The following is a 23034-nucleotide window of genomic DNA, read 5'->3' as shown; positions in this document are numbered from 1 at the left end:
GGGTCTTACGGGCCCGTCGGAAACCCCGTTCCTATAAGCTTATGAAAAATTATACAGTTACAGTCATTTTAATTCTTTGTATTCTTATGCTGATTGCGGGAGTAATGGAAAAATGGTACCACAGACGCAATCTGAAAGGAATTCCGATTCGAATCATGGTAAACGGCACACGTGGAAAGACGAGTGTGACCCGGTTGATTGCTGCCATTTTGCGCGAAGCCGGTATTCGGACATGGGCGAAGACAACAGGTACACAGGCCGCATGGATTTTACCGGATGGTTCGGAACAGGAATACCGGAAAAAACGTCCCGTAAATATAAGAGAACAGATTCCGTTTATTAAAAAGGCAAAAATGGATGGGGCAGAGGCTATAGTCGTAGAATGCATGGCGCTGCATCCGGAAAATCAGCGTATGATGGCTGAGGAGCTTGTGCAGCCGACGATTGGTGTGATCACAAATGTCCGCGTTGACCATGTGATGGAGATCGGGGCTACGGAGGCACAGACGGTTCGTACGCTTGCGCTGTCAATTGGAAAAGACACAGCTCTTGTATGTGATGACGCGCGGTTCGATGCGTATACGTCAGAACGCGTAGATGCCATGGACGAGCCGATTGATCCGGCGTACATAGAATCTTTTGAGTATCCGGTATATGAGGACAATATCCGTCTGGCGCTGCGTGTAGCGCGTATGCTAGATATTGACCGGGTGACAGCGCTCCGGGGGATGAAACGTGCGCTTCCGGATATTGGTATGCGGGGACCCTTCCGCGTAGGTAAATGTTTGATTATTAATGCATTTGCCGCGAATGACATCGAATCTTCACGCACAGTATTCCGGAGAAATGTAGAAAAATATAAGCTAGAGCAGGTGCCGGTTTACGTGCTTTTTAATAACCGCAGTGACCGGGAATTCCGGCTGCAGGAGTTTGCTCCGTTCGTTCAGGAGCTTGCCCGCGAAGGGGCAAGTATGGTGGTGACGGGAGAAAACAGGAACAAGGCGGTCCGGTATTTTATCCGAAAGACAGGGATTGCAGCAGAAAAACTGGCAGTTCCGGCCATGGACTGGCTGGACGGCATTTCAAAGAAGGAGTGCGCGGTGCTCTGTATCGGAAATATTGCAAACGACGGAAAACAGATAATAGAAGCCCTTGAGGCGCTGGGAGGATCGGATCTATGTTGCAGCAGGCTATAACGCTCAGTATTATTTTATCATTTTTATCAACGGAGCTGCTCGGTGTTTTTACCGGGGGTCTGGTTTCAGCCGGATATCTGGCCTTCTTTATTGAGCAGCCTTATCGCATATTATCGACGCTTGTGCTTTCTGTAATCGTATATGCCATTACGAAGCTGGTGAGTAAGGTGGTCATTCTTTATGGGCGCAGGCGTTTCATGGTAACGGTAATTGTCGGCATTTTGCTGGGATGGCTGTATGAAAGTCAGGCATATTATATCAGCAGCATTTCGCAGGATCTGCGTATTATCGGTTACATTATTCCAGGACTTCTTGCAAATGATATGTGCAAACAGGGAATTGTGCGCACGCTTGGAATGGCGATGGTGAGTACGTTCCTGATTCGCCTGATTTTGACGGTGGTGGTACGTATATGAGAAAATATGGTTCAAATGCAAAAATTCACCAGGGATATCTGATGCTTGCGCTTGTCATTGGTTTTTTGGGCGTACTTCTGACATGGGCGCTGCGCAGAAGTACGCCGACGGAGTATTCGGAGCTGCAGCTTGCTGCAGCAAAACGTATGCAGCAGGCCGAAGCAGTGTTGCTGGAGGTTGTGCAGGAGGAGAATATTCCGATTGAGGATATTGACCTGAATAAGACAGGACTAATCGGGCCGGAGTGGACGCCGCTGACGACCACGCCGGGTATTGAGGATGCAAAACGGACGTCTCTTGATCCTAACATTGCGGCGGTTCTGGTGCGCTATTTTAAAGAGGCAGGACTGAATCAGGGCGATACGGTTGCTGTTGGTACGAGCGGTTCCTTCCCGGGGCTTCTGATCGCGACGTTATGTGCGGCAAAAGAAATGGATCTGGATGTGAAGGTGATTTTGTCGTTCTGCTCTTCTATGTATGGCGCGACGCGACCGGAGCTTAATGTGTACCGTATGATGAGCATTCTGGAAGAAAATGATCTGATTACATTTGATCTGCTGGCGGTTTCGCCGGGCGGAACAAATGATTACGGAGAGAGCGCGCTTTGGCCGGATTCCAGAGAACTGATCTTTGAGATGGCGGCAGAGACAGGCGTTGAGTTTATTGATTACAATGATATTGAAAAGAGCATTGCAAGGCGTCTGGAGCTGTTCGGCGAGGAGATTGACTGCTTTGTAAACGTGGGAGGCGCCAGTGCAAACAGTGGTACGAGCGCGTACACGCTTGACTTCCCGATGGGGCTTGTACTAGATCCGCCTAAGATTCCGACAACGAAAAACCGCGGACTGATGTATGAGTATGCTGCACGCGGCGTTCCGGTTGTTAATATGCTGAATATGCGCCAGATGGCAGTTGACAATGGCCTGGCATATGATCCGGTTCCAATGAGTGAGCCGGGAGAGGGTGGCGTTTATTATGATGTCGCGTATCCGCTGTGGCTATCAGTGATTGCAGCTGTACTTATGCTGGCGGTTCTGATTGTGGGCCGTATGCGATGGAAAGCTGAAATCTAAATGTAAAAGCAAAGAGTAAATTTAAAAGTTAAAAAAGTAAAACAAAGTTGCCTTAAAGGAAACATTTTGATACAGATGGTATGAAACGATTTCCTGTGAGGCAGCTTTTTTCAAATAAATTTTTGTGTATGACAGTACTCATATTGATATGCTATAATTGGGCGCATATGTAACAGGGGACGTGCAGTCCAATCCGGGCGTGGGAGTGACCGTGAAACATTTCTTTGCCAACAGCCAGGAAAATAACCAGAATGCGGAAAACAATGTAATTAGTGAGAGGACAGCACGCGAGATTGATCTGAAGATTTTTGAGCAAGTACGTCATATTCGAATTCCTATTCAGAAGCAAAGGGTGCTCTGCTGGCACAGGGATAGACACAGCTTGATACTTGACATCTGATATACCGAACGGTATAATAAATGCATTAGAATTCATTGAAAAGAGTGATGAACAGACAAACTTTGGGGAAAATAACGGGAGGGGAGGCTTTCATGGAAAACAGAATGCGTATCATGGAATGCGCGAAGGAACTGTTTTATGCAAAGGGCTATGATGCAGTCGGAGTACAGGAAATTGTAGACCGGGCCGGAATCACCAAGCCGACGCTTTATTACTACTTTGGCAGTAAGCTCGGGCTGCTGAAGACGCTGCTGGAGACGAAGTTTGAGGAGCCGCATGCAGCGGTCAGGGCGGCAGCGGAATTAAAAGAGGACATCCGTTCGGTTCTGTATCACATGGCGAAGGCATACTGTGATTTTTTTGAGAGGGACCGGGAATTTTATATGCTGATGATGGCTTTGTTTTATTCCGCCAGGGAGAATGAGGCCTATCAGGCGGTAAAACCGTATGTCACAGAATTTTATGAGACCGTGGTACAGGCGTTTGAGCGTGCTTCCGGACAGCTTGGCAACATGTATGGCAGGCAGAGACAGTTTGCGATCGGATTTATCGGGACGCTTACGCACTATCTGCTGCTTCACAGCGAGGCGGATGCAGGGGAGCGTCTGGAGGAGGAAAAAATCACCTCTCTCGTGAATCAGTTTATGTATGGAATATTCACGTAAGCGCACTGTTCGCTGTGAAATGAAACGTGTAATTAGAAGGGAGAAAAAATGGCTGTTTGGTATGACAATGCAGTTTTTTATCATATGTATCCGCTGGGTATGACCGGCGCGCCTTTTGAGAATAAGGAAGAAGGGATTGTACATCGGTTTGAGGAGCTTAAGAAGTGGCTTCCGCATGTACGCGCGCTCGGGTGTGATGCGATTTATATCGGACCTCTGTTTGAATCAACCACGCATGGGTACGATACCAGAGATTATAAAACCGTGGACCGCAGACTGGGGGACAATGAGGACTTGAAAGAGTTTGTCCGGCAGGCTCATGAGCTGGGAATGCGGATCGTTGTGGACGGTGTGTTCAATCACACAGGCAGAGAGTTTTTTGCTTTTCGCGATATCCAGCAGAATCGCGAGAACTCCAGGTATTGCGGATGGTATAAAGGGATTAATTTTGGCTGGAATAACCCTTACAATGACGGTTTTGGCTATGAGGCATGGAGAAACTGTTTTGAGCTGGTGAATCTGAACCTGCAAAATCGGGAGGTCAAGGACTATCTGTTTGATGTGATTCGTTTCTGGATTCATGAGTTTGACATTGACGGAATCCGTCTGGACTGTGCAGACTGTCTTGATTTTGACTTTATGAAAGAGATGCGCTGGATGACAGGGAATGAGAAAAAGGATTTCTGGCTGATGGGCGAGGTAATTCACGGAGATTATGCGCGCTGGGCGAATGCGGAGGTGCTTCATTCTGTAACGAATTATGAGCTGCATAAAGGGCTGTTTTCCGGGCACAATGACCATAATTATTTTGAGATTGCGCATACTATCCGGCGGCAGTTTGATGAGAACGGCGGGATATACCGCGGCAGAGTTTTGTATTCCTTTGTGGATAATCATGATGTGGACCGTATCGCGTCAAAGCTGAATGATAAGCGACACCTGAAACCGGTGTACACGCTGTTGTATACGCTGCCCGGGAATCCCTCTGTTTATTATGGTTCCGAGTGGGGTGTGGAAGGCACAAAGGCGAATGGCGGAGACCCGGCACTGAGGCCGCAAATTGTTTTAGCGGAAATGGAGAAGCATGCGCCGTATCCGGAGCTTCCGTCATATCTTGCTTTCCTTGGAAGATGCAGGAGAGAGCATCCGGTGATCGGAGAGGGACGGTACAGAGAGCTTTTGCTTACTACGCGGCAGTTTGCGTATGCGAGAATCGGAGATCAGGAAAGTGTACTGGTGCTTGCCAACAATGATGAAAATGAGGCCTACCTTTCTGTTCCGCTTCCAACGGGGGCTTCCCAGATAATAAATCTGGAAACAGGGGAAATGGTTTCTCAGGAAAATGGAAGAGTGAACCGGACGCTTCCGGCAGGGGGCTGTGAGCTTCTTCTTTTGAAGCCCTGATTGGAACTGAGTATGTTTTCGAACAGGCAGTTGTGAAACACCCGGAAAACCGGCGTTCCTGAAAAAGAGTTTTGCAATTGTCTGATATTTTTAAGTAAAACGAGGAGACGTGAGTATGGCAGAAAATACGAGAAAAGAAACGGAGACGGGATTCATTACGGAACTGGATCAGTATCTGTTTGGAATGGGAACGCATTACGACATTTTTAAAAAGCTTGGCGCGCATCCGACGAAGCAGCAGGGGAAGCAGGGAACGCATTTTGCAGTGTGGGCGCCGCATGCCCAAGAAGTTTTTCTGATTGGTTCTTTTAATGAATGGGATGAACAGAGTCATCCGATGCAGCGCCAGGAACCGCTTGGGATTTATACAGCGTTTGTGCCGGAGGCCCGGGTGGGGGATCTGTACAAATTTTTGATTCTTACACCGGATGGAAGAAAGCTTTACAAGGCAGATCCGTTTGCCAATCACGCGGAATTCCGCCCGGGAACGGCGTCAAAAGTTGTAGATCTTTCAAAAATCCGCTGGTCCGATACCGTATGGATGGACAATCGAAGTCTGTTTGATCAGGACAGGAGCCCGGTGGCTATTTATGAAGTGCATCCGGGAAGCTGGAAACGCCATCCGCACGGCGAAGAGGAGAGCGGTTATTATAATTACAGGGAATTTGCGCATGAGCTGGCAGATTATGTAAAAGAGATGGGATATACGCATGTGGAGCTGATCGGTATTGCGGAGCATCCGTTTGACGGCTCCTGGGGATATCAGGTGACAGGATACTATGCGCCGACATCCCGTTACGGTACGCCGGAGGATTTTGCATATTTTGTGAATTATCTGCACAGAAAGAAAATCGGAGTGATTCTCGACTGGGTACCGGCGCATTTCCCGCGGGACGCACAAGGTCTGGCTGAGTTTGACGGTTCCTGTCTGTTTGAATATGCGGACCCGCGCAAAGGGGAGCATCCGGACTGGGGTACCAAAATATTTGATTACAAGAAAAATGAAGTGAAAAATTTCCTGATCGCAAATGCGATTTACTGGGTGGAACAGTTTCATGTGGATGGGCTGCGCGTGGATGCGGTGGCGTCCATGCTGTACCTGGATTATGGGAAAAATGACGGGCAGTGGGTTGCGAATGAATACGGCGGAAATAAAAATCTGGAAGCAATTGAGTTTTTCAAACATCTGAACAGCCTTATGACCGGCCGCTATCCTGGACTGATGATGATCGCGGAGGAATCTACGGCATGGCCGAAGGTTACAGGTAAACCGGAGGAGGATGGGCTTGGTTTTACGATGAAGTGGAATATGGGCTGGATGCATGATTTTCTCGAGTACATGAAGCTGGACCCGTATTTTCGTCAGTATAATCACAATAAGATGACGTTTGCAATGACATATGCTTATTCGGAGCGATACGTGCTCGTCTTATCGCATGATGAGGTGGTGCATCTGAAATGCTCGATGATTAACAAGATGCCGGGACTCTACGATGACAAGTTTGCAAATCTCAAAGCAGGTTACTCGTTTCTGTTCGGGCATCCGGGCAAAAAGCTTTTGTTTATGGGGCAGGATTTTGCGCAGCTTCAGGAGTGGAGTGAGGAAAGAGAGCTTGACTGGTATTTGCTGGGGGAGGAAAAGCACCGGCAGATGCAAAATTATGTGCGAGCTTTATTGACCCTGTACCGGAAACACCCGGCCATGTATCAGGCAGACGCCAATCCGTCCGGTTTTGAATGGATCAATGCGGATGACTGTTTCCGCAGTATTTTCAGTTTTGTACGTCATTCAGAGGATAAAAAGAGCAATTTGCTTTTTGTGATTAATTTTACTCCGGTGGCAAGACCGGATTACCGTGTGGGTGTGCCGAGAAGAAAACAGTATCGGCTGATTCTGAACAGCGATGATTTGCAGTTTGGAGGCAGTGGGAAGGAGCAGCCGGTCATTTATAAGGCAGTAAAGCAGGAATGCGACGGAAGAGATTTTTCCTTTGCATACGATCTGCCGGCGTATGGAGTTGCGGTATTTAAATTTTAAAAACAGACTGCCAGAGAATGGGCAGCCGTGAACAGGGGAGACAGTGACTTGTACAGATCACTGCCTCCCCTGAAATTTATTTAAAATATATATTGACACTGTGTAAAAATAGAAGTATCATATATTTACACAGTGTCAATATGCGAGATGAAAGGAGGAAACGATATGCCGAAAGGTTCACCGGAACGAACAGAGAGAAGAAAGTGCGAGATACTGGATGCCTGTGAAAAGGTGTATAAGGCCCAGGGATTTTATGGAGTCAATATTAAGGAAATCAGTTCTGAAGTCAGTTTGACACGTCCTGCAATCTATAATTATTTTGAAACCAAGGAGGAGATTCTTCTTGGCCTGCTTGCAAGAGAATATGAGATTTGGTGTGGACAGTTAGAAAAAATAATTCCGACGGCCTGTGGATATACAGCAGAAACGCTCTCAGAAAAGATTGCACATACGCTGGAAAATAAAGAAATCTTGCTGCGGATTCTTAATATGAATCTTTTTGAGATTGAACTGAACAGCCGTGTGGAACGATTGGCGGAATTCAAAAAACTTTACTTAAGGTGTATCACTGCTCTTTCGGATATACTTCGTGCCTATAAGCCGGATGTGACAGGTATGGAATGTGAGGATTTCTGCAACAGCTTCTGTGCGTTACTGTTTGGCGTATATCCTTTCGCTTTCCATACCGAAAAGCAGAAAGAAGCGATGAAATTAGCAGGTGTAAAATTCAGGGAACCAACGATTTATCAGATGGTTTACAAGAGTCTGTTAAAGTTGATTCCAAACAAATAGCTCAAAGAGAGTATGTAAAAATGAAACTACATATGAGCTGAAAAATAAAAAAGGATCGGTGCTGTTGCAAAACGGCGAATTCATACAGTATAGGACATATGAGTTAGCAAATTTATTTTTTCAGGAGGGATAAAAATGATGAAAAACATATTAGTCGCATATTTTAGTGCAACAGGCACAACCGCAGAACTGGCAGAAAAATTGGCAAAGGTAACTGGAGCAAAATTGCATGAGATAAAACCTCAGCAACCATATACCTCTTCTGACCTGGACTGGATGAATAAGAAGAGCCGCAGCAGTGTGGAAATGAACGATAAATCTTTCCGCCCGGCTATTGCAAATCAGGTTGAGGACATGACACAATATGATACAATCTTTCTTACATTTCCCATCTGGTGGTACGTAGCTCCGACCATTATCAACACATTTTTGGAGCAGTACGACCTTACAGGTAAGAAGATTATTCCCGTTGCCACATCTGGCGGTAGTGGTATGGGGAATACAAACAAAGAACTGTTGCTGTCCTGCGTTGGTGCGGAACTGAAGGAAGGCAAAGTGTTTCCAGTTCATGTAAACGAAAATGAATTAAAAGCATGGGTGGAAAAATATAAATAAACAGTATGGAATGAAAATTTATTACCGTTAAAAAAGAGAGGCTTCTGTTAGATTCAGCGTTCTGTAGGTTCTGAATCTCAGGGAAGTCTCTCTTTTCGGTTTCTGCGATCAAAAAAAGTATGAACTGAGAACTTTTTCTGGATAAATTTTGGTGCTATTGATTATTTTCCATAAAATTCATGTAATTTGTGACCATCATGGCAATTTTGAAGGTCAGCGCATCGTCAAAGACACGAATGTCGAGACCAGTACTTTTCTGAAGCTTTTCCAGACGGTAAACGAGCGTATTTCGGTGAATATAAAGCTGCCTTGCCGTCTCTGAGACATTCAGGCTGTTTTCAAAAAATTTGTTGATGGTAGTCAAGGTTTCTTCATCAAAGGCATCCGGAGTTACATCTGCGGTAAACGCTTCTTTCATAAACATCTGGCACAGCGGTACCGGAAGCTGGTAGATCAGCCGGCCGATTCCAAGCGTATTGTATGCAACGATAGAGCGCTCCATGTAAAAAATTTTGCCGACATCAAGAGCCATTTTTGCCTCTTTGTAGGAGCGGGATACCTGAGAGATTTCGCTGACAATCGTACCATAGGAGATTCGGACACTTGACATGGCCTCTGTATTGAGCATGTCGCGTAGCATACGCGCCGTCTGTTCCACATCTTCGTAGTCGTCGTGTTCCCGTAATTCCTGAACAATAATAATACTTTTTTCATCTACCGCTGTGATGAAATCCTTTGTGCGGCTGCCAAACAGTCCTTTTACGATTTCCATCGCCGTGTTGTCTTTTTCGTATTTGGTCTCAATCAGATAAACAATCCGGCGAACCTCTGTTTCAATATGAAGCTTTCTGGCGCGGTTATAAACGTCGATCGAAAGCATATTATCCAGAAGGAGATTCTGGATATAGTTATTTTTATCATAACGTTCCCGGTAAGCGACGATCAGATTTTGTATCTGGCAAACCGCTACCCGCCCAAGCATATAGGCATCTTCGGAAGCGCCCTGTGAGATCAGAATATATTCGAGCTTTTTATCATCAAATACTTGTAACTATTCAGCACCCCGTTTAGTGCATATTGATTTTTGGTCAAAACAGAGAAAATAAAATTTCTGTTTTACCATTACTTTATCACGAAAAGTGGATAACTTTTCAATATAACTGCCAAGTGCTTTTGGCCTGTGGATTATGGCATCATCAATCCTTGATCACAGCCTAATAATGGACTATTTGTCAATTTTATCCGAGAGTTATCGGCAGTTAATCTCTGATTTTTTCTGGTTATCCACCGTCATTTTGACAGTACACCAAAACGATATGATTCGCTTTTTGGCTCATTTTCCGTTAAAATAGAAGTATCAAATTTTATCGGAAGAAGGTGGTCCGGTTGACAAACGATGAACTGATTAAACAGTTATTACAACAAAATGAAGCATTATCAACAACTATCGCTGCTCAGACTCAGTTGATTGCCCAACTCAATCAGACCATACAGGAACTGAAGGAACAGCTTAACAAGAATTCCAAAAACAGTTCCAAACCGCCATCCAGCGATGGCTTTAAAAAGCCTGCCCCAAAGAGTCTCCGGAAGCCATCCGGGAAAAAAGCTGGCGGGCAGAGCGGACACCAGGGAACACATCTGGCGGTGATAACAGCTCCGGACGAAATCGTCAGGCATATGCCATCCTCATGCGGAGGATGTCCGCACTATCAGATGTGTAAAGGCACCGCATGCATCGCAGAAAAACGCCATGTGATTGATGCGGTTGTTACAGTCAATGTAACAGAACATCAGGCACTGGAACTTCCAATCTGTATGCTGCATGGGGACACCCGCAGAGGAGAATTCCCTTCTGATGTAAAAGCAACCGTACAATATGGTGAAAACCTGCAGGCACTATCTGTCGCATTAAACACCGTGGGTGCAGTCAGCATCAAACGCACTCATGAGATTCTTTCCGGAGTATTTAACATTCCGATTGCAACAGGAACGATCAGCAGCATGGTAAAAAGATGCGCTGACAGCCTGAGTGAAACAGTCGGTAAGATAAAGGATAAGATGATCGGTTCCTCACTTGGACATTTCGATGAAACCGGAACCAGAGTGGATAAAAAGCTCTGGTGGGTTCATGATGCCTCAAACTGTGAATATACCTATCTTGATATCAGTCCCAAACGTGGGACCGAAGGCATGGAGCAATGCGGTGTTCTCCCAGAATTCAGAGGGATTGCCATGCATGACTGCTGGGCTTCCTACTGGAACTACTTGGATATACGGCATGCAGTCTGCTGTGCCCATCTACTCCGTGAGCTGACAGGGATAAATGAAAATCATCCTGACCAGAAATGGACATCTGCGTTTATAAACCTTTTACTGGAAATGAAAAAGGTCAAAGAGAAAGCGATAGAGAAAGGCAAGGACTCTCTGAGCTATTATCACTATCATAAGTTCGATAAGAAGTATGATGAACTCCTCGAACTGGCAAGGAAAGAAAATCCTCTTCTGGAAACCACAGAGAAAAAACGTGGACGGAAGAAAAAGGGAAAAATCCTTGCCTTGGTAGAACGCCTTGCGAATCACAAGGCCTCGGTCTGCCTTTTTATCCATAACTTCATGGTTCCGTTTGATAACAACCAGGCAGAGCGTGATCTTCGGATGATAAAGGTTAAGACCAAAGTATCCGGCTGCTTCCGAACTGAAGAAGGCGCCAGAGATTATCTGAAAATCATGTCCTACGTTGGTACGGCACATAAGCAGGGATACAATGCTTACGAAGCAATCAAAAATGCAATTTCAGGCCACCCTAATTTCATCTTTGAATAGTGTTGGCTCTGAATAGTTACAAATACTTTAAAAAAGTGAGAACTCTGCACGACCTGGCTGTCAGCCGGAGATCCGGCAAACTGTACGACGGCTGTTCTGTCTGTACCTTCGGTTGAAACTGTGGATGCAACTTCATTTCCATCTGTATCTGTCAGAAGAAAGTCTACCCTGGTAATCGTATGCAATTCATCTAACGTATTCTGTAAAATCTGACTGGAAATCATGCGTTCACATTCCTCTCTTTCTTTTTTATGCGGACTGAAAGATGTTCCGTATCCGGTATTAATTTTTTCATAATCATACCTTATTTCCATAATATTTACAATCATTTTATTCCTCTGGTCTGCCGGAGCACGCAGCAGGTTGAAGGGAATTATAAAGATCACAAAAAATATTTATAAAATCACAAAAAATACTTTACAAATGAAAAAAGTATGATATAATACATTTATAAATAATAAGTTGCATATAATATAAATAAGAGAATAAGAAGGGCTGATAGTAGGAGTTCAAATAAAAAACGTTAATGTTAAATAAAAATATTGGGGAATTTTTAAATATTAAAAAAGTATTTTAATAAACAAAATAAAAAAATATTTAAAAAACTTGGAAGGGGGATGAAAGGCTATTGATAGAAATACAGCTTTTAGCTTTGTTGTGTGTAGTGATGACGGCAGTGCTTTTTGATCTGCAACGGGGGCGTATCCCAAACAGTGTTATAGTTACAGGAATTTTACTGGGAGGAGCGTACCATCTGTTTACAGGAGGGATATTGGGCACGATGATTTTTTTGGGCGGAGTGTTTCTTCCAGTTGTACTGTTTGGAGCATTTTATTATTTTCGTATGATAGGAGCAGGAGACGTTAAGCTTCTGTGTGTTGTGGGCGGTTTTCTTGGACCATCCGCGTGTTTTTCCTGTATTGTGGCTGCTGTTCTTTCCGGCGGTGTGATTTCCATGGTACTTATGGCCCATCGACACAATTTTAATCAGCGGCTTGTCTGTTTTTCGGATTATGTAAGCCGTTGTTCAAAAGACGGAAGGTGGAATTCTTATCTGGAAGGTACGCAGGAGGATGCGAAACTTTGTTTTTCGGTGCCAGTATTGTTGGGGATTCTTTACTATATGGGAGGTATTTAATGAAAAAAAGTATATTTGCGGTCTGTGATCTGGAAGCAGCTTATGCCTGCAATCTTATGGATTACCTGAATAAAAAGCGTACGACACCTTTTGAAGTCCAGGCATTTACAAATGTGGAGAGCTTACAGGAGTTTACGAAGGAGCATGAAATAGAAATTCTTCTGATATCGACAAGGGCGATGTGCAATGAAATCCGAAATCTTCCGGTAAACCGTACCATCATATTGTCGGAGGGGGAGCCGCTTCAGGATTATCTTGAGGAGTATCCGTTTGTATATAAATATCAATCTTCGGATATCGTTCTGTCCGAAGTGATGGAGTATTATGCGGAAGCAAATCCTCAGCCGTATGTACTGGCGAATGCATGGCGGAAAACGAAGTTGTACGGCATATATTCACCTGTTGGCAGGTCGAGAAAGACTTCTTTTGCACTGACACTGGGTGAGATTCTGTCAGAAACAAAGAATGTACTTTATTTAAACTTTGAGGAGTTCGCAGGCTTTGAGGAGTTGTTTCAGACAACGTATCGGGCGGATATTTCCGATCTGATTTATTTTTCCAGGCAAAAGGGAGATGGTTTTATTTTTCGTCTAAATTCCGTGATTCAGACATTTCATGAGCTGCAATATGTCCCGCCGGCGATCTCACCGTCTGATATCCGGGATGTTTCCGGCAAGGAATGGCTCGATTTTCTGGATGAAATTATAAGGTGCTGTGAGTATGATGTAATAATTCTTGACCTTAGTGAACAGGTAGACGAGCTGTTTCAGATTATGAAACATTGTGACAGAATTTATACGCCGATTCAGGAGGACGTGATTTCTCAGGCAAAACTTGCCCAGTATGAAAAACTGCTCCGGATGCTGGACATGACCGAGATATTAGAGAAAACGCACCGCCTGAGGCTGCCTTTACAGATGCCGCAGAAGGAAGGAGACTTGGTACAGCAGATGGTATGGGGAGAAATGGGAGAGTATGTACGGAGTTTGTTGTGGGAGGAAAAACAGGATGGGAGAGAACCGGTAAATAATGGATCAGAAAAAATTTGCCATGCTGCGGGAACAGCTTATGGAAAGTCTGGAAAAGCACAGGGAGGTTCAGGATGAGGAAATTTATCAGAGCATTGATGAATTGATTCTGCGCACCGGTGTGGAGTTTTATATCCGGCTTTCTGAGCGGGGAGAGCTCCGTCGGGAGCTGTTTAATTCCGTTCGACGCCTGGATATCCTTCAGGAATTAATTGACGACAATTCCGTGACAGAAATTATGGTTAATGGAACAGAAGGTATTTTTATTGAGCGGGATGGTCATTTGATGTTATGGGACAAGTGTTTTGTATCAAAAGAACGTCTGGAGGATATTGCTCAGCAGATTGTAGGAAGCTGCAATCGGATTGTAAATGAATCCGTACCGATTGTAGACGCCCGGCTGAATAGCGGGGCAAGAGTAAACATTGTGATGCCTCCGGTTGCATTGAACGGCCCCATTATCACAATTCGACGTTTTCCGGAGCAACCGATTCAGATGGAACAGCTGGTACGGTGGGGCGCTGTATCCCGGGAAGCTGTAGACTTTTTAGAAAAACTGGTTCGTGCTGGCTACAATATTTTTATATCAGGTGGAACAGGTTCCGGAAAGACGACATTTTTGAATGCACTTTCTAATTTTATCCCGAAGGATGAGCGGATTATTACCATTGAAGATAATGCAGAGCTACAGCTTCAGGGCGTGAAGAATCTTGTGCGGCTTGAAGTGAGAAATGCAAATGCGGAGGGGGAGAAGGAGATTACGATTCGGGATCTTATTCGATCAAGCTTGCGCATGCGACCTGACCGGATTTTGATCGGAGAAGTAAGGGGAAGTGAAACGGTTGATCTTTTACAGGCATTAAATACCGGACATGACGGTTCTTTTAGTACCGGGCATGCCAATAGTCCGGAGGACATGCTGGCAAGACTTGAGACCATGGTATTGATGGGGCTTGAGATTCCGCTTACGGCGGTACGTCGGCAGATAGCATCCGGTATTGATATTATGGTTCATCTGGGAAGGCTGCGTGATAAGAGCAGGAAGGTATTGCAGATTTTAGAGATTCTCGGGTATGACAGCAAAAGCGGAGAGGTGCAGACACAGGTATTGTATGACTTTGAAGAGGAGGGGGAAGATGCATGCGGCAACATAATGGGGACATTGAAAAAACGGCGGGAGCTGATGCGACGGCAAAAGCTGCAAAGGGCAGGGTATCAGATCTGAAAGAAAAGATACTGCCTGTCTGTCAGGATTACAGTGTTTATCAGTTTTCATTCAGAGAATGGATAAAGTATCTGATTTTATATACTGTGCTGGATGCATGCATCAGTTATTTATTCTTTTTTTCCTGGGTATCTTTTGTGCTGTTGCTTCCAGGTGCAGTACCGTTTGTTCGGGAACGGAGATTGGCATTGCAGAAAAAGAGAGCAGTAGAGATGAAACGTCAGTTCATGGATAGTATGCAGATGTTGACAGTTTCTTTGCAGGCTGGATATTCTGTGGAAAATTCCATCCGGGAGGCCGTGAAGGAACTTGCCAGAGTATATGAACCAGAAGCTTTTATTTTGCAGGAATTTCAAATAATGGAAACGCAGCTTGCGGTTAACCGAAATATGGAAGATCTTTTTATGGATTTTGGAGAGCGCAGCGCAATTGATGATATACAGAGCTTTGCAGAAGTATTTTTTACAGCAAAGCGTTCCGGCGGAGATTTGATTGCAGTGATACGTAACACGGTTTTTTGCATCCGCCAAAAACAGGAGACCCTGCAAGAGATTGAGACTTCTTTGGCAGGAAAAGTGATGGAACAGAATGTTATGAGTATGATACCACTTTTGATTTTAGCATATGTGAAGTTTACCTCCTCGGAATTTTTAAGTGTCATGTATGGTAATTTGACAGGAGTTACAATTATGGTCCTTTGTTTTCTGGTATACGTTCTGGCATATTTTTGGGGAAGAAAGATTGTTCGGGTCGAGGTTTAATGTATGAGACAGATATTTGAAAAAATGGGTGTGTTTCTGGTTGATCTCATGAAGCTGGATCGGCCGGGAAAGGGGAAAGAGGGGATACATCAGGAGCTGATTGCTTTGTCGGCGGAGGGAAAAACGGCAGTCAGAAATTATTATGTCCGGAAAGTTTCTGTTTTGCTTATGGTTCTTTTCGCAGGTCTTTTGTTTTCTTTTCTGGGCTTGGCCATTTATATGGCAGTTCCGGAAAGGGAAATGGCACAGCTTTTGAACCGTCCGGATTATGGAGAAGGAGACCGGAAGGAAGCATTGAAGGTACAGGTCGAGGGCGAGGAAAACACACGCGAGTTGGAGATTACCGTTCAGGAGAGGAAGTATACAGACCAGGAAAAACAAAAGCTGATCGATCAGGCGCTCCAGAACGTGGAGCAGGTTCTTCCAGGGGAAAACCACTCTCTGGATGAAGTGCGAAGTAATCTGAACTTTCCATCCGAAAGCGAAAATGGGGCTGTAAAAATAAGCTGGCTGACGATTCCTTATGGAGTCATTCAAGAGGATGGAAGTTTGAAGGAAGTGACGGATGAAGCTGGTGTTCTGGTGGAGATACAGGCGACACTTACATGCGGCGGGACAGAAGCAGTATATAAATCATACGCAAAAGTTTTTCCGCCAAATCTTCCGCCAGAGGAGCGTTTTAATCGGGTTCTGAAAGAAGAAGTGGAACGTGCGGATGCGCAAAGTAGCCACGAAACGTCAATCAGGCTGCCCGAATACGTGGAAGGTAAGAATCTGCTATGGAGTTATCCGGCAGAAAATCCTTTTCCGGCAATGTTTATTCTGACGCTGGTAATGGCAGTATGCATATATCTGGAAATGGACAGTGCGGTACACAGGAGGGCAGAGGCCCGAAAAACGCAGCTTATGCTTGATTACCCGGATCTGATGTGGAAGATGACCATGCTTCTGGGTGCGGGACTCAGTATTCGTGGAACATTTTTCAGGATATCCGGGGAATATCAGAGGAAGAAAAAGGAGGACTCTGGAAAAAAGAAGAGACTGCATAAAACAATCAGATATGTATACGAGGAGGTAACAAGCGCGTGTTATGAGATGCAAAGCGGTGTGTCGGAGGCTCAGGCATATGAGCGGTTCGGCAAGAGATGTCAGTTACCGGAATATATTCGGCTTGGCTGTGTTCTGTCGCAGAATGTAAAGAAGGGAGCAAAAGGTCTGGCATATCTTTTGGAGACAGAGGCTGAGACATCTTTGAATGACCGCAGGAATCATGCTCGAAAAATCGGAGAACAGGCAGGAACCAAGCTTCTAGTTCCTATGGTTTTGATGCTTGCCGTTGTACTTGTCATTCTAATGGTTCCTGCGTTTTTGTCTTTCTGATAACAATTGGACGGGAATTTTCATGAAAGGAGAAAAGTATGTATCATCTGAAGGCATTTCTGAAGGAAGAGGATGGAGTTGGAGTAGTGGAGATTATTTTGATTCTCGTGGTCCTGATCAGTCTCGTTTTGATTTTTAAAAATCAACTGACAAGTCTTGTTGCAAATATTTTCAGTAAAATAATAAGCCAGAGTAACAACGTATAAGGAGGAAGCATGGGCAGAAAAGAATTCAAAGGATCAATAACAGTATTTTTCAGTATGGTTTGCCTATTGTTCCTTTCTCTGATCTGTGCAACGGTGGAATCCGCCAGAGTTCAGGGGGCAAAAGCACAGGCGGCAAATATTATAGGCATGGGAAATTTTTCTTTGCTTGGCGAATATGAAAATGGATTGTTGGAATCATACGGTATATTTTCTCTTGACGGTTCTTATGGTGAGGGAGCTTTTCGTATTGAAAAAGTAAAACAGCGCTTAGAGGAATATCTTTCTTATAATGCAGACCCGAAAAAGGATGTATTTTTTCCGTGGCATTTTGACCCCTGGAATCTGGAACTGATAGATAGTGAAGTTTCAGGATATGCGCTCTTAACGGATGAAAAGGGAGAAGCATTTTATCAGCAGGCCGTTTCTTATATGAAGGCAAATGCGGCAGTGCTTGCAATAGATAAATTGTTGGAGTACACGAAGGAGACAAAAGAGATTAAAAACTGGCAGGAAAAGTATGAGAAAAGCCAAAAAAACAGCGATGACGAGATTTATCAGCTGGAAGATAAAAAACAGAAAAAGCTTGAGGCAATGGAGTCAGAAGCACAGGAAGCAAAAGAAAATGGAACAGAAATCGTACTTGTGCCAGAGGAACCGAAGAATAATCCTCTGAAAGAAATTGCAAAACTGCGCAAAAAAAGTACGCTGGAAATCGTGACATGGGACAAAGAAATCTCAGAAAAAAAGATAAACATCAGAAATTTTCCATCTAAAAACAGAAACAGAAAAGGAACTCTGAAACTGGAGAAGGAGCACAGCGGATTGATTTCAGATGTATTGTTCAGAGAATATCTTATGATGCATTTTCCGGACTATCTGAGCGATGGAGAAGGCACGGCACTTGACTATCAGTTAGAATATATATTAGGTGGAAAAAATACAGACAAGCAAAATCTGAAATACGTTGTGAACCGACTTCTCTTGATCCGGGAAGGAATGAATTACCTTTATGGCCTTCAGAATCAGAATATGAGTATGAAGACAGAAGGACTGGCAATTACATTGACGGGATTTCTGGGAATACCTGCACTTACTGCGGCGACAAAGCATGCGCTGCTGCTGGCATGGGCGTATGGGGAAAGCCTTGTTGATGTGAGAATTCTGCTTGATGGAGGTAAAGTTCCCGTTTTTAAGGATACATCTACATGGGCTCTTACGATTGAAAATCTGGGCCGGATTACGGAAATTCTCAGGGAGGGGGCCAGGGATAAAGGCAAGGGTTTGAACTATCAGGAATATCTGCGAATTCTTTTGCATATGGGTTCAGTCTCATCACAGAAAATGCGCGCACTGGACATGATTCAGGCAGAACTTCGGGCAACAGATCAAAGTCCGCATTTTAAGGCAGAGAATTGTATCGTTGCGATTGAAACAAATACGGTGTGGAATTGCCGTCCGGTATTTTTGAGTCTTCCGCAAGCGGTGATGGGGGTATCAGGAAAAAGGACAGATTTTGTGCAAAAAGGGAGTATTACGTATTGAGAAATACCAGGAAGCGGGGTGAAAAAGAATGTATTTGTATTCTGGTATGCAGTTTGATAGAAGCAAGCAAGATTTTATGCCAGTTCAGTTCAAGACATATATAAATTCAATTAAAATAATAATCAGAAAGGAAAAAGTCTCTCCCCTTTGTTTATGTTATCTTAAAAAAATAAAACAGAGTACAAGTGCATTCTTTTTTGCTTCGCTTCCCGGGACACTTACAGTTGAGGCTGCAATTATAGTTCCATTTTTTCTGTTTGTAATGATTAGTATAATGCAGTTTGGTAATGTGATGGGAACGGCAGTGAGATTTGGAAATTCTCTTGCTGAGACAAGTAAGATTATCGCGGCGTCTGCTTATGTGTCCAGATATGGCGGAGATACAGACGGAGTTTCAGAGTTTGCAGCGGGAGCGCTATCAGCAGCATTTGCTCACGGAAGAGTTCTCTCACAGGCAGGCAATTCACCAGCAGTAAAAAATACCAATCTGGCCTTATCATCTTTTTTACAGGAGGATGAAACAATTGATTTGATTATGACGTATCAGCTGCGTTCTCCTTTGTCAGTTGTTAAATTACCAGGTAATTTTTTTATACAGCGTGCGAGAGTAAGAGCTTGGACTGGGAGGATACCACCGGAATACGGGGAGAAAAAGGAGGACGAAGAGGCTGAAGGAGAATATGTGTACATGACGCAGACAGGCAGCGTATATCATGAGGACCCAGAGTGTACACATTTGAAACTGTCCATTCGGGAGGTCGATTCCAGTGCACTGGGGATGCTGCGAAACAACAACGGCGGTATTTATCATAGCTGTGAAAAATGCGGAGGGCTTGCGCAGGAAGGTCGTGCCTACATTACGAGGGAGGGGGAGAAATACCACAGCTCTCTTTCGTGCAGTGGCCTGAAACGAACGGTACGTCAGGTACGGAAAGAAGATCTGAGCGCGAAAAGGGCTTGTTCCAAATGTGGTAGCGCGTAAACAGTAGATAGGCAAAAATGTTCAGGAGTAAAAAAGGGAGCAGGATGTATTTTAAAATATTGAGTCTGCTGATGCTAGGATTTTGTTCTTATACAGATATCCGGTATCGGAAAATATACATGAAAGCATTACTTTTGTATGGGGGCTTACTTCTTGGCGGAAGGGTGACGGATGCATTGATCTATGGGATAACGAATGGAATAAGTGATATCGACAAAGTGGTGCAGGAAGGTTTTTTAAGTGCATTGCCAGGGTGTGTATGCCTTTTGTTTTCGTGCATCAGTAAACAAGCATTCGGATATGGTGATAGCTTTCTGATTATAGTCTGCGGTTTGGCTCTGGGGTTTATGACTGTGATACAGGTTCTGCTTTTTGCATTCCTTTTTTCAGGATTGAGCGCGCTGGTTTTGTCTATAGTAATGAAAAAAGGCCGCAAATATGAAATGGCCTTTGTACCATACTTATTTCTGGGTGTACTGCTTATAACAGTGGGAGTATGATTAATTATGGGTGGAGGATCGCATGAAACATAAATATTTAAAGGGAAGTTATACCTTGGAAGCTGCGGTTATATTTTCAGTTATGTTTTTTATATTGGCAACGCTTATTTTCTGTATATTTTACATACATGACTGTGCAGTTGCTCAAAGTGCAGCGTGTGAGGCAGCGTCAGTTGGAACTAATTTTATAAAAAGCGACGAGAGAAAGAAAGCAGCAGAAATTGTGAAAGATCTGGTGGATGGAAGACGATTTATGGGGAGCCGGAATGTAAAGCAAAGAATAGCTGTTGGGACAAAAGATGTAAATGCGGTATGGCAGGGAACGTATCCAATGCCTGGTTTTAGTACGGGGTATCTGTTCGGAAACAAATTCTCAGTCAGGGGAGCATGGAGTGTAAAAGTTTTGGACCCGGCGGATATGATTCGAAAAATAAAAGGAATCGGGGATGTCCTGACAGGAGGCAACGATTGAAATCAGAATATAAAAGAGATCTCCAAAATAATTATTTGATACTGGAGATTTCAGCAGAAATAGAAGAAGACAGTTATCAGATGCGTATGCTGGAACAAAATAAAATTCAGGGTCTTTTACCGTTCCATAGTTGCAGAAAAGACGGTTTGTTGCAGCTTAATTATGAAATTACATCATTACAGCCATTGGAAAGTATGTTCGAGAAAAAGAAGATGGGATATCAGGACATTGTCTTTCTACTATCGGGAATAAGAAATATTCTGGAAGAATTACAGAAGTATTTGCTGAATCCTGCACAGGTTCTGTTTGCTCCTTCGTATATTTTTCTGCGTCCTGATCGAAGCAGTGTAAACTTATGTTATATACCGGGCGTCTATCACGAGACATCAATAGTCCCGTTAGCAGAATTTGTGTTAAAAAGACTGGAACATGATGATGGTGAGGCAGTAAAAATTGGATATGGTTTTTATCAGGAGTCATTAAAAGAAAACTTTAGTTTGCAGGAGTTGTTAAAAGGTATTTTATTATCGCCAAAGGATAGTGGCGATAAGAACAATACAGAAAAATCAGGAGATTTTACGGAAGTATGTAGTAATATAGCAACGCATAAGAACATGGAGGAGTATCACATAGAAAGAACAAGGGCAGAACAGGAAGCAGAAAATGAGTATGAAGTGGTGCATAAAAAGCGTAAAGATCAAGCCGGATGTACAGAGAAGTTTTCAGATAAGGTGTTTTCTGCAATTCATCCGGCAGTGCTTCTTTCCGGCTTATTTTTAACCGTGATGCTTGAAGCGGTATATTATTTCGGGTTGTTGGATGTAACGGAAGCAGGAGGCATCTTTTTTTTGATCATTTCTGTGGAGGCATTGTTGAATAAATATTGGCATGCGATAAAAGACAAGAAAAAGAAAGCAGAGAACCGTTGGGAAGAAGACAGAGATGAGGAAATGTATCGCTTTTTGCAGGAGGAAATGTATGAAAAAACAGTAGAAAAAGAAGCGGATCAGATAGAAGAGACCTGTTGTCTTGTACGGGATGATTACGAAAGACGTATACGCTTTGTTTGTGTGCAATCAGGAAACAAAGCTACACAATATCCTGATATTGTGATAGGGAAAGAGCCGGTTTACATAGGAAAAATGAAAGGAGAATCTGATATATTTTTGAATTCGCCTACGGTTAGCAGAATGCATGCGATGATAATACAAAATGATCAGGGCTGTAGCGTGAAAGATTTAAACAGCCGAAACGGGACGTTTTGTAACGGCGAGCGTCTCCGCCCGCAGGAACAAAGAACGATTCAGGAAGGAGATATTATTGCATTTGCAGAAATCGAATATCGAAGGGTTTCATCCTTTTCCTGAGTATAAATCCTATGGCAGTATCATATATCATTTTACTCGAAACCAGTATGTATATAGGTCATGGAAACCGAGCGCATGGTACAACTGTTTTGCAGGAATATTTCCCTGGACTACCTGAAGATACGCATGTGTCATTCCTTTTTTTCGGGCTTCGTGAAGTATGGAAGAACAGATGGCTTTGGCAAAATTTTTACGGCGAAAACAAGCATCGACATAGATTGCATAGAGTCCGACGTGGCTACGGTCTAAAATGCCAAGACCTGAGGCAACCATACGACCATCCATCCGGATGCTTGCAACAATCGTTTGCTTTGGAATTGCCTTGAACATAGAAGGAACAATCCGGCGATGGATTGAATTTGTGGTTCCATTCAGACTGAAAAACGAAGAGATCCATTCATCGGTAATTTGATCTTGAAGCTGAACAGTAATGTCACCTGGAAAAGTGATAAAGGATGCAGGAGCACAGTTTTCTCCAGGGTGTCCATATTCAGCAGAGGAGGGAGGCCATGCACGGAGTTGGGAATAATCCATGGTCATCACTTCTGTAGTATGTTGTATTTCGTAACCAGCTGATGCAAGCAGATGATCAAAAGATGATTCCAGCAATGGACTGATCTTGAAAATAGAAGGTGTATGATAATTTTTATAAATCTGTTCACAGTAGACAATCTTTTCTTGCACGGGTAACAAGGATACTCCGACTTGTTCCACACTGTTTGTACGGTGAGAATAGTTATGAGAAAAGCGAATAAGCCATCCGTCATACAGTTCTATTTTGTGAGAAGGCCAAGCGTTCAGTGAAAGTTCTTCTATTAATTTAATATAAGCGGTATGATTCATATAAATTGTCCTTAAATTGTGTTTTTATACAAATATCAAAAAATAATAGTATATTGATTATATCAGTTGAAAAGATTTCAATCAATAATTAAAATAAATGTATAAAACAGCGTTGCTTTGTGCCTTGAGAATTGTTACAATAAGCAAAGAGAAGATTTCTGAATGAAT

Annotated in this window: 22 protein-coding genes and 1 pseudogene; 20 read left to right on the top strand and 3 right to left on the bottom strand. The window is 43.7% G+C overall.

Annotated features, from left to right (window positions below):
- Nucleotides 1-41: 41 nt before the first annotated feature.
- From pgsB to AC6I2O_RS09170, 8 genes are all read left to right on the top strand, one after another.
- The gene (gene pgsB, locus AC6I2O_RS09205) at nucleotides 42-1196 is read left to right on the top strand and encodes a poly-gamma-glutamate synthase PgsB (RefSeq protein ID WP_120393443.1); all 1155 of its coding nucleotides are present in this window, start codon (nucleotides 42-44) and stop codon (nucleotides 1194-1196) included.
- Complete coding sequence (gene pgsC / locus AC6I2O_RS09200) at nucleotides 1178-1612, top strand: poly-gamma-glutamate biosynthesis protein PgsC (RefSeq protein ID WP_120393442.1); 435 nt, start codon at nucleotides 1178-1180, stop codon at nucleotides 1610-1612. The genes pgsB and pgsC overlap by 19 nt, the downstream gene beginning before the upstream one ends.
- Nucleotides 1609-2685 (top strand): poly-gamma-glutamate system protein, encoded by a 1077-nt coding sequence (gene pgsW / locus AC6I2O_RS09195; protein WP_120393441.1) that lies wholly within the window; start codon nucleotides 1609-1611, stop codon nucleotides 2683-2685. Before pgsC ends, pgsW begins: the two co-directional genes overlap by 4 nt.
- A 492-nt stretch (nucleotides 2686-3177) precedes the next feature.
- Complete coding sequence (locus AC6I2O_RS09190; RefSeq protein WP_497742439.1) at nucleotides 3178-3750, top strand: TetR/AcrR family transcriptional regulator; 573 nt, start codon at nucleotides 3178-3180, stop codon at nucleotides 3748-3750.
- Nucleotides 3751-3798: 48 nt separating this feature from the next.
- Nucleotides 3799-5154 carry an alpha-amylase family glycosyl hydrolase gene (locus AC6I2O_RS09185; protein ID WP_120393438.1) on the top strand — a complete coding sequence of 452 codons (1356 nt, stop codon included), beginning with the start codon at nucleotides 3799-3801 and terminating at the stop codon, nucleotides 5152-5154.
- A gap of 115 nt (nucleotides 5155-5269) precedes the next feature.
- Nucleotides 5270-7192 carry a 1,4-alpha-glucan branching protein GlgB gene (gene glgB / locus AC6I2O_RS09180; protein WP_120393437.1) on the top strand — a complete coding sequence of 641 codons (1923 nt, stop codon included), beginning with the start codon at nucleotides 5270-5272 and terminating at the stop codon, nucleotides 7190-7192.
- Nucleotides 7193-7357: 165 nt separating this feature from the next.
- Nucleotides 7358-7984 carry a TetR/AcrR family transcriptional regulator gene (locus AC6I2O_RS09175; RefSeq protein ID WP_497742438.1) on the top strand — a complete coding sequence of 209 codons (627 nt, stop codon included), beginning with the start codon at nucleotides 7358-7360 and terminating at the stop codon, nucleotides 7982-7984.
- A 138-nt stretch (nucleotides 7985-8122) separates the two neighbouring features.
- Nucleotides 8123-8599, top strand: a complete 477-nt coding sequence (locus AC6I2O_RS09170) for a flavodoxin (RefSeq protein ID WP_497742503.1) — start codon at nucleotides 8123-8125, stop codon at nucleotides 8597-8599.
- A 154-nt stretch (nucleotides 8600-8753) separates the two neighbouring features.
- On the opposite strand, the pseudogene AC6I2O_RS09165 reads toward AC6I2O_RS09170, so the two are convergent.
- Nucleotides 8754-9647: pseudogene (locus AC6I2O_RS09165) on the bottom strand (PucR family transcriptional regulator); the annotation flags it as partial.
- Nucleotides 9648-9985: 338 nt separating this feature from the next.
- On the opposite strand from AC6I2O_RS09165, the gene tnpC reads away from it, so the two are divergent.
- Nucleotides 9986-11422, top strand: coding sequence for an IS66 family transposase (gene tnpC / locus AC6I2O_RS09160; protein WP_497741574.1), 1437 nt, complete (start codon nucleotides 9986-9988; stop codon nucleotides 11420-11422).
- On the opposite strand, the gene AC6I2O_RS09155 is transcribed toward tnpC, so the two are convergent.
- A complete protein-coding gene (locus tag AC6I2O_RS09155) occupies nucleotides 11368-11751 on the bottom strand; it encodes a hypothetical protein (RefSeq protein ID WP_497742437.1) in 384 nt (127 codons plus the stop codon). The two genes, tnpC and AC6I2O_RS09155, sit on opposite strands and share 55 nt — an antisense overlap.
- 299 nt (nucleotides 11752-12050) lie before the next feature.
- Here AC6I2O_RS09155 and AC6I2O_RS09150 point away from each other — a divergent pair, with 299 nt between their 5' ends.
- The 11 genes from AC6I2O_RS09150 (at nucleotide 12051) to AC6I2O_RS09100 (ending at nucleotide 22023) form a co-directional block, all read left to right on the top strand.
- Entirely contained in the window at nucleotides 12051-12560 is a 510-nt protein-coding gene (locus AC6I2O_RS09150; RefSeq protein ID WP_120393435.1) for an A24 family peptidase, read from the top strand.
- A complete protein-coding gene (locus AC6I2O_RS09145) occupies nucleotides 12560-13666 on the top strand; it encodes a P-loop NTPase family protein (RefSeq protein WP_120393434.1) in 1107 nt (368 codons plus the stop codon). The genes AC6I2O_RS09150 and AC6I2O_RS09145 overlap by 1 nt, the downstream gene beginning before the upstream one ends.
- On the top strand, nucleotides 13590-14813 hold the full coding sequence (locus AC6I2O_RS09140) for a TadA family conjugal transfer-associated ATPase (protein ID WP_120393433.1): 1224 nt from the start codon (nucleotides 13590-13592) through the stop codon (nucleotides 14811-14813). The genes AC6I2O_RS09145 and AC6I2O_RS09140 overlap by 77 nt, the downstream gene beginning before the upstream one ends.
- Nucleotides 14729-15574, top strand: coding sequence for a type II secretion system F family protein (locus AC6I2O_RS09135; protein ID WP_120393432.1), 846 nt, complete (start codon nucleotides 14729-14731; stop codon nucleotides 15572-15574). The genes AC6I2O_RS09140 and AC6I2O_RS09135 overlap by 85 nt, the downstream gene beginning before the upstream one ends.
- 3 nt (nucleotides 15575-15577) lie before the next feature.
- Entirely contained in the window at nucleotides 15578-16954 is a 1377-nt protein-coding gene (locus AC6I2O_RS09130; RefSeq protein WP_497742436.1) for a type II secretion system F family protein, read from the top strand.
- A gap of 38 nt (nucleotides 16955-16992) precedes the next feature.
- On the top strand, nucleotides 16993-17160 hold the full coding sequence (locus AC6I2O_RS09125) for a Flp1 family type IVb pilin (protein WP_497742435.1): 168 nt from the start codon (nucleotides 16993-16995) through the stop codon (nucleotides 17158-17160).
- Between the two features lie 9 nt (nucleotides 17161-17169).
- Complete coding sequence (locus AC6I2O_RS09120) at nucleotides 17170-18702, top strand: DUF5702 domain-containing protein (protein ID WP_497742434.1); 1533 nt, start codon at nucleotides 17170-17172, stop codon at nucleotides 18700-18702.
- A 274-nt stretch (nucleotides 18703-18976) separates the two neighbouring features.
- Nucleotides 18977-19684, top strand: coding sequence for a hypothetical protein (locus AC6I2O_RS09115; protein WP_497742433.1), 708 nt, complete (start codon nucleotides 18977-18979; stop codon nucleotides 19682-19684).
- Nucleotides 19685-19701: 17 nt separating this feature from the next.
- Nucleotides 19702-20184 carry a prepilin peptidase gene (locus AC6I2O_RS09110; protein WP_120393412.1) on the top strand — a complete coding sequence of 161 codons (483 nt, stop codon included), beginning with the start codon at nucleotides 19702-19704 and terminating at the stop codon, nucleotides 20182-20184.
- 22 nt (nucleotides 20185-20206) lie between these two features.
- Nucleotides 20207-20656: a TadE family protein gene (locus tag AC6I2O_RS09105; RefSeq protein ID WP_120393411.1), complete on the top strand. Its 450-nt coding sequence runs from the start codon at nucleotides 20207-20209 to the stop codon at nucleotides 20654-20656.
- Nucleotides 20653-22023 carry a DUF6382 domain-containing protein gene (locus AC6I2O_RS09100; protein WP_497742432.1) on the top strand — a complete coding sequence of 457 codons (1371 nt, stop codon included), beginning with the start codon at nucleotides 20653-20655 and terminating at the stop codon, nucleotides 22021-22023. The genes AC6I2O_RS09105 and AC6I2O_RS09100 overlap by 4 nt, the downstream gene beginning before the upstream one ends.
- A 27-nt stretch (nucleotides 22024-22050) precedes the next feature.
- Here the strand turns inward: AC6I2O_RS09100 and AC6I2O_RS09095 are convergent, their stop codons facing one another.
- Nucleotides 22051-22866, bottom strand: coding sequence for a GNAT family N-acetyltransferase (locus tag AC6I2O_RS09095; RefSeq protein ID WP_120393409.1), 816 nt, complete (start codon nucleotides 22864-22866; stop codon nucleotides 22051-22053).
- Between the last annotated feature and the right edge of the window lie 168 nt (nucleotides 22867-23034).

The organism is Blautia sp. St.27G3 (assembly GCF_059728505.1).
The sequence above is the reverse complement of the archived record's forward strand: the minus strand, read 5'-3'. Positions and strand labels throughout refer to the sequence as shown.